The 10,588-nt window shown below is 40.5% G+C and carries 14 protein-coding genes; 4 read left to right on the top strand and 10 right to left on the bottom strand.

Features of this window, described 5'->3' with window-relative positions:
- Window positions 1-69: 69 nt before the first annotated feature.
- Both HC725_RS15415 and HC725_RS16870 read left to right on the top strand, forming a co-directional pair.
- Window positions 70-495: a hypothetical protein gene (locus HC725_RS15415; RefSeq protein WP_238928542.1), complete on the top strand. Its 426-nt coding sequence runs from the start codon at window positions 70-72 to the stop codon at window positions 493-495.
- A gap of 172 nt (window positions 496-667) precedes the next feature.
- Complete coding sequence (locus HC725_RS16870) at window positions 668-853, top strand: adhesion domain-containing protein (protein WP_107686077.1); 186 nt, start codon at window positions 668-670, stop codon at window positions 851-853.
- Here the strand turns inward: HC725_RS16870 and HC725_RS15405 are convergent.
- The gene (locus HC725_RS15405) at window positions 796-2,100 is read right to left on the bottom strand and encodes an RNA-directed DNA polymerase (RefSeq protein WP_000163637.1); all 1,305 of its coding nucleotides are present in this window, start codon (window positions 2,098-2,100) and stop codon (window positions 796-798) included. The two genes, HC725_RS16870 and HC725_RS15405, sit on opposite strands and share 58 nt — an antisense overlap.
- Between HC725_RS15405 and HC725_RS15400 the strand changes: the two genes are divergently transcribed.
- Window positions 2,080-2,388, top strand: coding sequence for a hypothetical protein (locus tag HC725_RS15400; protein WP_203219083.1), 309 nt, complete (start codon window positions 2,080-2,082; stop codon window positions 2,386-2,388). The genes HC725_RS15405 and HC725_RS15400 overlap by 21 nt on opposite strands.
- Window positions 2,389-2,391: 3 nt before the next feature.
- Here the strand turns inward: HC725_RS15400 and HC725_RS15395 are convergent.
- The 4 genes from HC725_RS15395 to HC725_RS15380 form a co-directional block, all read right to left on the bottom strand.
- A protein-coding gene (locus tag HC725_RS15395) for an IS3 family transposase (protein WP_190332759.1) occupies window positions 2,392-3,569 on the bottom strand; the annotation gives its coding sequence in 2 pieces (ribosomal slippage) (window positions 2,392-3,311 and window positions 3,311-3,569; 1,179 coding nt in all).
- Window positions 3,570-3,628: 59 nt separating this feature from the next.
- Entirely contained in the window at window positions 3,629-3,859 is a 231-nt protein-coding gene (locus HC725_RS15390; RefSeq protein ID WP_203219082.1) for a hypothetical protein, read from the bottom strand.
- An 85-nt stretch (window positions 3,860-3,944) separates the two neighbouring features.
- Entirely contained in the window at window positions 3,945-4,667 is a 723-nt protein-coding gene (locus tag HC725_RS15385; protein WP_190332758.1) for a class I SAM-dependent methyltransferase, read from the bottom strand.
- A gap of 122 nt (window positions 4,668-4,789) precedes the next feature.
- Window positions 4,790-5,677 (bottom strand): LysR family transcriptional regulator, encoded by an 888-nt coding sequence (locus HC725_RS15380; RefSeq protein WP_190332757.1) that lies wholly within the window; start codon window positions 5,675-5,677, stop codon window positions 4,790-4,792.
- A gap of 103 nt (window positions 5,678-5,780) precedes the next feature.
- On the opposite strand from HC725_RS15380, the gene HC725_RS15375 reads away from it, so the two are divergent.
- Window positions 5,781-5,996, top strand: a complete 216-nt coding sequence (locus HC725_RS15375) for a DUF2798 domain-containing protein (protein ID WP_190332756.1) — start codon at window positions 5,781-5,783, stop codon at window positions 5,994-5,996.
- A 180-nt stretch (window positions 5,997-6,176) separates the two neighbouring features.
- Here HC725_RS15375 and HC725_RS15365 read toward each other — a convergent pair whose 3' ends face one another.
- The 5 genes from HC725_RS15365 to HC725_RS15345 form a co-directional block, all read right to left on the bottom strand.
- Entirely contained in the window at window positions 6,177-7,289 is a 1,113-nt protein-coding gene (locus tag HC725_RS15365; RefSeq protein ID WP_190332755.1) for an SEC-C metal-binding domain-containing protein, read from the bottom strand.
- 135 nt (window positions 7,290-7,424) lie between these two features.
- Window positions 7,425-7,961, bottom strand: a complete 537-nt coding sequence (locus HC725_RS15360) for an AAA family ATPase (RefSeq protein WP_190332754.1) — start codon at window positions 7,959-7,961, stop codon at window positions 7,425-7,427.
- 81 nt (window positions 7,962-8,042) lie between these two features.
- Entirely contained in the window at window positions 8,043-8,399 is a 357-nt protein-coding gene (locus HC725_RS15355) for a hypothetical protein (protein WP_190332753.1), read from the bottom strand.
- A 146-nt stretch (window positions 8,400-8,545) separates the two neighbouring features.
- The gene (locus tag HC725_RS15350; RefSeq protein ID WP_238928540.1) at window positions 8,546-9,157 is read right to left on the bottom strand and encodes an AAA family ATPase; all 612 of its coding nucleotides are present in this window, start codon (window positions 9,155-9,157) and stop codon (window positions 8,546-8,548) included.
- A complete protein-coding gene (locus tag HC725_RS15345; RefSeq protein WP_190332752.1) occupies window positions 9,150-10,142 on the bottom strand; it encodes a hypothetical protein in 993 nt (330 codons plus the stop codon). Before HC725_RS15345 ends, HC725_RS15350 begins: the two co-directional genes overlap by 8 nt.
- Between the last annotated feature and the right edge of the window lie 446 nt (window positions 10,143-10,588).

The following is a 10,588-nucleotide window of genomic DNA, read 5'->3' as shown; positions in this document are numbered from 1 at the left end:
TAGGTGAATATTGAAACTAAATTAGCATTGGTTGAAAGCAGTCAACGTATTGTTGGCATAAAAGAGGGGATGTTTGTACGTTTCTATGAGCAATCACTCTTTGGTTGGCAGCAGTGGGTATCTAAACAGGACCAATTACCGACATTGAAGGTGTTAAGGAAAAAGGTTAAGAAATTGAATGGAAGAGAGGTGTTGTATGGTGGGCTTCCTATAGAATCATTAAAGCAAGCTGGAATTGACATAGGTACAGAGGCTGTTATTGAGTTAGAAATAATCATCGATTTTTCTGAGTGGGAGTCTTGGAGGCAAGAGCAGCGTGCTCAAATGGACGATATTGAAGAGAAATCACCTTGTAACCCTTGTGATGACGATCTGTTAAATCGTCGATATGTTCGATTATTTTTACCCGAAGCAATCGTCAATAAAGTGATGATGACGGAAGCTTCAAGCTCTTCATCAGATTGGTTGTTGATTGCTGTCAAGCAAGCGATATAACGTTTTAATAAGATGGTTCTCGGAAAATCAACAGGGAACATAGCGACAATGTCGTGCTCAGAGAATGTTAACGTTAAGGTGTTAACATGTGGGCCCTGGTATGTTATCGGCATTTATGACCTTATGGGTATTCAAGGGAAGCGAGTCGAAAGGCAACACTTCGAGTTAAACAATAAATGCAAACGCGCGCGGTTGGCCTACCAACAACAACTATTGGTCGGCGACTCCTGATGGTTCTAACTATTACAACGTGAACCTCAACAATGGCAACGTCAACAGCAACAATCCGAGCAACACGAACTACGCATCCTGCGTCTCAGGCCAACATAAAGTATCCGGAGCCATCTTATTAAAGTGAAGACCCTTCTTTATGGTGAAGTGATTGTAATAACAGTTATTGGGTAATAAATAACGTTTAAGTTCGCCAAAATTTTTATGATATATTTGCTTTCTCAATTGACAATGATTGGCTTGGCTAAGCAGTCCATAATAGCTATTTATCGTTGATTGCATAGCTTTTAGCTGAGTGTAAAGTGGTGCGTAATGGATAGCATGCTTACTCCATCTCCCTCGACTTGGTCTAGATCTTAAAAAGACACTAATCGCACCAGTGTCTAGAATCGCATTAAAGTAGCGCAAACGCTCTTTCAATGATGAAATGGTGGTTTTGCGAACATGTTTATAATGGGGAAATACACGAAATCCCAAGTAATCAAACCCCTCCTCAATAGGTGATAAATGCACCTTTGTAGGATGTAATTTTAATTGCAGGCGAGAAGTGAGATACCATTCAATATGTTCTTTCCATTCTTGCAATTTTTCAGGCGAATTAGATAAGATAAATAAATCATCCATATACCGAACGTACCCCTTAACCTTCAGTGTGTGTTTTATTTCGTGGTCAAGGTTGTTGAGGTAAAAATTACCGAAGAGTTGACTAGTAACGCTACCTATGGGCAACCCAACCTGTTCCGTATTGTTAAACTGTAGTTTCTTATGTAACGGGATTTGGTTAAGTAAGTATTGGTTTCCAGTTCGCTCGTTTTGTAGCTTCGTGGCATCCTGCTCTATGATCTTTTCTATCAGATTGGCTAGGCAATATTGGCGCAATGGGCTTAATTTTGAGTTGTAAATGAGATTGTGTAGTTGCGTTAGAAGCTCTCTTTTATTAATGCTATTGAAATAACTGTAAATGTCGAGCTGTAGCCCCCAAGTATGTCGTGGTTGGCGCATTAGTTTTTGAACTTTTGCAATAGCAGCAAGAGTTCCTTTACCTTTTCTATTAGCATAGGTGTCATCAATGAATTGATTTTCCATGATAGGTACCAATTGTAGTGCAATCCACATTTGAGCTATGCGATCTCTAAATGCAGGGGCATATATTTCTCTAAGCTTAGGTTCTGTGATTGCAAAATGATGATAAGAATAAGGTTGATATGTATTAGTTAATATTTCGGTTGACAGCTCATGGCATAGTTTCGGGAACTTTAAAGCGTTAGCAGATTTTTGTTGACTGCTTCCCGAAGTTTTTACACATTGCAGCAACTCTGCTGCGAGTTGATGGTGATATTTAAGGTTTGAATTTTGAATAAAGAGTTTCGTCATAATCGTCTCTACTATGATTTACAAAAGTTGTACAAATTGTATTGGAACCAACATCAACACTTACCCAAAGCATTTCGCTTTACAACAGGAGAACAAATCCTCAACGAACTCACGAAGTGTATTCGTTACTCTGTTCAAGCTAATTTGTACGGAAAATCTCTCGAAGGAATATTGCGAGCCCTAGATTTATTACTAGAACTTAGTGCACTTTTAGAAACCGTACAAAGTTTATTAATGTTAGCTTGGGAATTAAAATTCTTGCCTCATGGCGCTCTGGTTGCTTTGTAGTGGTCAACTAAAATTGGCCACGGTTTTAGAGTTTTCCCAATACAATCGTTCTGACTCATTGGGTGTCAAGCCACCGTTATACTGATGTGGCCTGAGCTGGCTATAATATCCAATAATGTAGCGGATGATCTCTTGTTGAGCCTCAGTAAAGCTACGATAACCTACTGTTGGAACCCATTCAGTTTTCAAGCTTCTAAAGAAGCGCTCCATCGGCGCATTATCCCAGCAATTCCCTCTGCGAGATAAACTCTGTTTTATTTGAAAACGCCACAGTAATTGGCGGTATTTACGACTGGTATAATGACTACCTTGATCGCTATGGAACATGACACCTTTAGGCTTACCACGTGACTCATAAGCCATCGAAAGAGCTTTGCCTGTTAACCGAGTATCAGGTGATAAAGACATCGACCAACCAATCACTTTGCGGGCAAAAAGATCGATAACAACCGCTAAATACATCCACCGATTACCGGCCCAAATATACGTAACATCGCCAACCCAGACTTCATTTGGAGCGGTAACAGCAAATTGACGACCTAAGTGATTTGGAATTTCAATATGTTCTTGTGCAGCCTTTCTGTAACGATGCTTTGGTTCTTGGCAACTCACTAAGCCAAGAGTTTTCATAAGCTTTGTTGCTCGGTATCGGCTCAGCTTTACGCCCTGATTTGTGACTATATCAGCAATGGTCCTCGCTCCCGCAGAACCATTGCTTGCGGCGTGAGCCTCGCTAACCAAGCTGCGAAGTTTTACAGTTTCCGCATTAATTGCCGTTGGGCGTTTAAGCCAATAATTATAACTACTTCGGTGAACATTGAAGACTTCGCATAATGTTTTTACGCTGTAGCTCTGCTTGAGTTTCTTGATTATCAAGAATTGTTCAGTGAGTCCGACATCAAGAGAGCCGTGGCTTTTTTTAGTATTTGATTATGCTCTTCAAGGCGAGCCAGCTTCTTTTTCAATTCCCGAATTTCTATTTGCTCTGGGGTCATAGGTGAAGCTTTGGGTGCTTTTCCTTGGCGCTCTTCTCTGAGCTGGCGAACCCACTTATCCATTGTGGATTTGCCCACATTCATGGCTTGGGCCGCTTCAGTCACTGAGTAATTCTGATCTAGGACTAACTGCGCTGCTTCTAACTTAAATTCTGCGCTAAATAGTCGTCTTGTACGTTTTGTCATAATGTCACCTGTTAATTTATGAAGTGATGATATCACCTCTAACTAAGTGACCAAATTCACTATGCCACTACAGATTGCCATGCGGTATCCGACATTAGCAAAATAATGAAAGGCTCTAGTATTTTGTTATAAATTTCAATTCGATCGTCACGGAGTTTATTTTCAAGGTCGATTTCTCTTTCGATACGATTTTTAGCTTTCCAGCCAATGGATGAAACTATTAAAACAATTACAGGAGTAGCTACACTTCCGATTGCGGTAACGAAATCCAACCAATGCTTTTCTTCCATGCTCAATTCTCAATTTATCGTATAACGCTTTGCTCACCGGAAAATTGGGAGCGCAGCGAGCAATTTTTCCGAGTGCTGGAACTTGTTAGCTTCGCTGGCTTGTGGAAAGAGTGTATTTAGCTATCCACGCAGACCAAAATAGGCTAGAAAAAAACTGATCTACCTCAGTAAACCCTGCATGCGCAAGTAAATCTATGACAGCCTCGTTAGATTTAAGAGGATCAGCACCCTCCAGTATTTTGGCTCTCTTGCCTTCAACATCTTCCTTTGAAACACCATTCATTCTCCAAAGCTCTCCCCAAGCTGATAGGAAAAGTGGCTTGCTAGCGTAGGGAAAGCGATTACCGGCTATGATAAGTGGAGCATCGGGCTTAAGTTTACTTGCAATTTCATTAAGAACATCTTTCTTCTCGTTTTCGCCTTTTAAATGATGGATCACACCAATTAAGATGGCAGCATCAAATTTTTCTTCAATTTTTAGATCCTTTACATAGCCCAAATGCGTTGTAACTCGGTGGGTTAAACCTTTACTGGCTAAAGAATCTTTGGAAAGCTGCAACATAGGGGCTGAAGGGTCTACTGCTGTAAATCTCCAGTTTGGCGCCAACTTAGACGCAGCAATAATTTCTTGAGCCGTGCCACCCGCACCGACAACGAGAATTTGTGCTTTTCTATCGGCGCCCAGTACAGCAGAAAGTAAGCAGGCAGCAAGATCGTGGCAGGCGTCGTAGCCTGCTAAAGCTATCCGGCTCTGCTGTGCGTATTCACCTGCTCTATCTTGATCAAATTTTTTTACCGAATCAGTCATCTTAATTTTCCCTCGAGATTTCTGTGAAGCTAACGCCTAAATCAGCCGACGCGTTAGCGTTCGGCTGCATTTTCTTGTTATGAGATTTAATCCCTATTTATAATGATTATCTACGATAACCATCAAAATGCCATACTAAACCAGGCTTGCTTTCTAAGAAATTCAATTAACTCTTCTCGAAATCTTTTAGAGCGGGCCGAAAGCGTTCGCTTTTTCGGCCAAAGAAGCGATATTTCACGCGGAACTCCACTCCATGTTGGCAATATTCGTATCAAAGTGCCATTTTCAATCTCGTGATAAACCATACTCATTGGTAAAAGAGCGATTCCCGCACCAGCATTAACCAAGTTTAAAGTAACAGCCATATCATTGCTTATGTGGTTATGTTTTTTATTAATCAATCGCTCTTCGTCGCCGTTACTTAACGTCCATTCACTGAATAGCTGTGCGGCAATGCTTGGAAGTAATTCCAAAGTTGAGAGGTCTTTGGGCATACGGTCTTTAAAGGCAGACGAAGCCACCAAAATCGGTTTAATCGTACCGAGTTTTTGTTGAATCAGCGACGAGTTTTGCTGTGGGCCAGACCGTATAGCAATATCAACTTGGTTAGAAATTACATCATCACCCGGATCACCCAGTAAGATATTCAATGAAATTCCAGCATTATTTTCCACAAACGAACGCCAGAATTGGTTAAGCGGGCCATTGCCGATATTTGTGGGTGCCATGACTCTAAGCTCCCCCTCCAAGCTGTTGAGGGATCTTTCTAAATTCAACAATCGCAAATCTAACGCATGAATGAAATCAGCAGTTTCCTCATAATAAGCTTGTCCCGAAGAGGTTAGACGGAGCCCTTTATTTGATCGATGGAACAATTCACATTGTAATTTTTGCTCTAACTCATTCACACGCCGCGACACCGTGGCAATAGTCATTCCCAGATCTTCGGCTGCACCAGATAAACTTCGCTGCTCCGCAGCAGAAATGAAAATTTTAAGATTATCCAACATAGCTTTACAAATTTGAGAATGAGGTTATTAATAATACACATATACGGCAAATATGGAAGCAAGTATCTTGTATCCCATGATTTAAAGACACGAGGAAACCAAAATGAAGCACAGATTTATTTTCGCAATATTAATGTCATTTGTTCTGACATTTTTTATGTCGGCATGGGTTACGTTTATAAACGTCGGTTTAATAAATGATTTTGTTAACTACTGGATGTCGGCATGGATATTAGCATGGCCTGCTGCGGGACTGGTTTCATTCATTTCTGGACCAAGGATTCATAAACTAGCGCATCAAATATCGGAAAAAGTTTAAGGTTCCACTATGTAGTTGAACTGACTCTATCAAAAAAGAGTACGCTCCTAGCTGGAATTCTCATAACGCCCTGTTAAGGTGTGAGCAACGCAATACCGAAGCTCCCGCATACCACCTTAAACACCAAACGCAACGCATAGTAAAAATGCCACGCGTTGCGAATCACTCTTAAATGCTTTGTTATAAAGCAAACTCCCCAACTTCAACCGTGTTTACCAAAGGGTTAGTGTCTAAAAGCGGTATTCCTATTAACACATCATTATCTGTATGCTCAGTTGCACCTTGCGCATAAATTGCGCAAATTTTTTCTTGCTCTGCCTCGTTTAGACTTTCCCACCATTCCGGTGAAATGTAGATATTTTCAACCATAGCGAATGTAAAAATCGAAATTGAATTTGAGATTGAACCGGTTTGAAGAAGTTGGTTAATAAACTTCAAATTGCTTGTTGAATGTTCTTTCAGCCACGACAAGACAACAAACCCTTTGTTCTCAGATGCAAATGAGTTTATGAATACATAATCTGGTATTTCCTTGGGATCATCGGATATTTTTTGAAGCATTTCACCGTCAAAACCGACTGTATAGCCTAATACAGCGCTAGTCATAACCCTCGCAGGATGTTCAAGTTCAACGACTAAGTGATGTAAATCGTCGTAGGCACCAATCGTAAACATTTGGTCAAGTTTCTGCTTTAAGTACTGAAGATCTCCCGTTGTAAGATCATTATTAGAACCGTAGTATTTAGCCATTTTTTGAATCATGACTTGTTCACTAAGAGACTTACCTTTGTCTAACTGTTGCGCAAAGCTAAATGTATTTGCAGCGCTCTCTTTTACAAAAAGTTCTCGGCACAACGATCGATATGCAACGAGAAAACAATGATATGCACTTTTATTAAATGCATCGTCTTCAATAGGAGCGAAAATGTGTTTGTCATGGTTTGAACAAAAGCCCGTAAATACTGAGGCTTGGTTAATACCAACTTTCTTCGGACGAACTCTTTTGGACACGGAAAAGTCATGATTTGTTTTGAAAGTAGTATAAACATGTCCATCTTCAGCTATAGCTTTAAGGGAAGAGCCTTTTGATACAGAATGCGCTTTAATAATTTTCTTTGAACATTCAGTTTTCATCACTTCAGGCACACTGCAAAACTTTTTTGAGTTGAAGCTATTTATCTCTTTCATTACAGCGCCTTTATCAATAGGAGCTTGTTTATCACGCCCTAAATGACAATGTTTGTATTTTTTATTTGAGCCGCACCAACAAGGCTTATTTCTTCCAATTTTCACGGATATTCCTCTGCTTTATAACGCCCGCCTAAGGGGCTTTACCACTAAACTCAAACACAACAACCGTAACCGTAACCACCGCGGCTCAATGGGACTGGAAACGCTACGCGTTGACAGTCCCTCTTGAGGCGTTTGTTAGCCGTTGCCCACCGTATCTAAGATGAACTCAGCCCTATCTCCGACTGAAACCTTTGGAACTTCAATCCGTTCATAACCAAACCTTTCATAGGCTTTCACCATTTCATGGTATGTCGCAACAGCCTCATTAAAATCTTGCTTACGCTCGATGTCATTTTCATAGATCGTTTCCCACGGTGGGAAAATGAATACTTTTCTGTGATAGGTTAGCTCGTGGCAACTTCTTAATAAGATCTCTGAAATAGCTATTTGTTCAAGCTGACTGTACCCATAAGAATCAATAATGCTTCGATCAAAGAAAGTCAGAACTGAGTTGTCGTGCACTTTGTAATTGTTGAGTTCTTCAAGAACCATTGCATCACGGAATGCGACTTTATCTTTCCAAGGTAAAGCTGCTCCATCACGCTCAGTTTGCATTTGAATGACTTTACGACCGACTTCTGTAGCACTTGGATATCCCAATTGCTCTAAAAATTTAATCACCGAAGTTTTTCCTGAACCTGGACCACCAGTAAAAACTACCCGATTGTTCATGAAACCTCCTAAAACGGCTAACGCCCGCATTTGCGGCTGGTTTGGAGCGCAGCGGAAAACCAGTCCGGCAATATGCGCTTGTTAGTTTCTTAACGATTCAACTTTTGACGCCAACTCTTTTGCACACATTGCAAGCGGCTTTCCCATACCGGGAGCGTCATCGTAACTTTGTCCTGCAGCTAAGCCTATGGCAGTAACCGTTGCGTCAGATTTATTAATTTCTTTTTTTCTTTGATCAATCTTTTGCAAGAATTGTTTTATTTCGACTGAATTACTACTGCCAAGAAGGGAAGCGCATTCTTGAATGAGGCCATAAGTTTGCCCTTGAGTAATTGCCGAAGGGCCTAGTGTCTTAAGGTACAAACCGTAAAGGCCGCCACCAACCGCGAGAGACAAAACACCCCCGAACACCATTGATTTAATATCTAAATCTAGCAATGAACTCTCCTTTGAAACTAACGCCGCGTTAAGTGGTGAGCAACGCTACCACCCTACCTAAGCCATTGTGATATAAACACTTAAACCGATGTAAACCGATGTAAACCGAAAATGCCAAGCGTTGGGAATCCGTCTTAAACGCTTTGTTATGCGTATTCTCCCACACGTACCAGACTGAGATTTTCACTCGCGGCTGGAGCTTCAAAATACTGGGTCACATGATGAAATACAGCCTCTGTGTCAAACATAGCTCTTTCTGGTTGTTCAACTCGGCGTTTAGCAATTTGGGATAAACATTGCTCATCTGTTAAGTCCAAATACAACAGCTCATGCTCACTATCTACTTCGACGCACAGTGATACAAACCAAATTCTTTGCCTTACAGTATTAGCTGGAAAATCCATGACAACGTTAACCCCAACATTCAGCAAGTTTTGAACATGGCTTTTAACGAAAGGCTTAATTAAGTTTGAGTACTTGATGTAGTCGTCAAATGTTTGAATTTGAGAAGGATAATGAGCTGACAACCAATCGTCTTCTGAAATTAAGACTGCATTGTTTTCAGCAGCTACAACCTTAGATTTGGTCGATTTTCCTGCTCCCATCTTGCCACAGAAGAAGTACAGCTTTCCCTGATTTTCCATGTTTCCTCCATTTACGCATAACGCCGCATTAAGGTGTGAGCGACGCTTGGCTATACTTGAGCGAAGCAAAACTGCCAAGCGTTGCGAATCACTCTTAAATGCTTTGTTAGCCATTTGTTTCCACGGACACTGACTCTTTGAACGACATTGAACTTGCATTATTCTCAATGAGGAATTGAAGCGTCCCAATTAAAACAGCGACCCCTTTATCAATTTCTTGAGATATCTCCCAATAATGTTTCTCTGCCTCTTTAAATCCTAAATCTGTTTCCGAGTACCTAGGGCGAAACAATGGAAAATCTCCATGAGCAATGTCACTACGAAGTTTATAGAAGTCTTGTATTAGGCTTTTATTTGAACGAGGTAACGGACCTAGAACGACTGGAAGTTTTCGGTTTAATCCTCGTGCTTTAGGCTCACCTTTGCTTAGATACAAATTTTCTATGACTTGAGATAACTGTAATACATCAGTGGACTCAATATCTCCTTTATACGATAGATGCAGTAAAACGGCACTTGCCTTGGTAATTGAAGTATTAGCGAGATTGAAAAATATTGAGCTATATTTTTCAAGCCAATACCAAGACTTTGTAACTGAGATTGGTTTGATTCGTGGCCAGCCATTTACCGATGAGTAGTGCCAACCACTTTCTAAATCTGCACAATGGAGCGACCTCCAAGTCTCGCCAACTTGAATATCTCCAAAATTGCAACCGCCACGTACAGCGATATTCAATACCAAAAATATTTGTTCCATCACCCTCTCAACGAACTTAAGCTCACTCCAATTCTCATCATCAAAGTTTTTTTCAATCGAAAAGTTAATACTTGCACTAAACGGATGCTCTGTATCCCATTTACTTAAATCCAACGAGAAGATTCTAAAGAACTCGGCGCAATTTTCAGGCTTTAACTGATTTAGTTTTTCACAAATGTTACTAACGTCCAACGAAACATAAACAGTTCTATGTGAGTCAAGTTGTATCGCATAGCTCGTCAAAATTGATTCAATTTCACGCCATCCAAATATGACGTCATCATGCTCAACTTCTGCACTACTTGGCGTAATATTTCCGCACTTAATACTGATTGATTTCAAAATTATCTCCGAATGGCTAACGCTTAAATAATTGGCGCACCAACTTAACCAGCCAAGCGCACCAAACCTAAAACCAAAACAGCCAAGCTCCAAACGTCCAATTTATTTTTTTGTTAGAACACCACGAAACTCAACGCGGCTTGACCGCCCCAACAAAATATTAAAGAAACCCATTTGACTCAAACGGTTAATCACATTTATGGGATTAAGTTGAGATAAAAACGAAAAATAGACGAACTTGGCTATGATACTTTCAACTATTAACAACAACGAAACCACCCAAAACCAGATGGAAAATTCAAACGCGACTTTCACAAAAGCCACGAGAAAGCTGAAATATCGAAGCGAAAAACACTGATCGAATGGGTTGAGAAACTTAAGCTAATTGGCAGAAACGCCAACCACTTTTGTATAGCTCAAACCTTAAAAACACGAATATGTTCTAA

This window comes from Vibrio sp. S17_S38 (assembly GCF_014694375.1).
Lineage (GTDB): Bacteria > Pseudomonadota > Gammaproteobacteria > Enterobacterales > Vibrionaceae > Vibrio.
The sequence above is the reverse complement of the archived record's forward strand: the minus strand, read 5'-3'. Positions and strand labels throughout refer to the sequence as shown.

Bases quoted from the DNA above. Each gene is read 5' to 3' on its own strand.
- HC725_RS15415 (WP_238928542.1), top strand. From the start codon at position 70: ATGTTTGTACGTTTCTATGAGCAATCACTCTTTGGTTGGCAGCAGTGG.
- HC725_RS15405 (WP_000163637.1), bottom strand. From the start codon at position 2,100: ATGACGAAACTCTTTATTCAAAATTCAAACCTTAAATATCACCATCAA.
- HC725_RS15390 (WP_203219082.1), bottom strand. From the start codon at position 3,859: ATGGAAGAAAAGCATTGGTTGGATTTCGTTACCGCAATCGGAAGTGTA.
- HC725_RS15385 (WP_190332758.1), bottom strand. From the start codon at position 4,667: ATGACTGATTCGGTAAAAAAATTTGATCAAGATAGAGCAGGTGAATAC.
- HC725_RS15380 (WP_190332757.1), bottom strand. From the start codon at position 5,677: ATGTTGGATAATCTTAAAATTTTCATTTCTGCTGCGGAGCAGCGAAGT.
- HC725_RS15375 (WP_190332756.1), top strand. From the start codon at position 5,781: ATGAAGCACAGATTTATTTTCGCAATATTAATGTCATTTGTTCTGACA.
- HC725_RS15360 (WP_190332754.1), bottom strand. From the start codon at position 7,961: ATGAACAATCGGGTAGTTTTTACTGGTGGTCCAGGTTCAGGAAAAACT.
- HC725_RS15350 (WP_238928540.1), bottom strand. From the start codon at position 9,157: ATGGCTAACAAAGCATTTAAGAGTGATTCGCAACGCTTGGCAGTTTTG.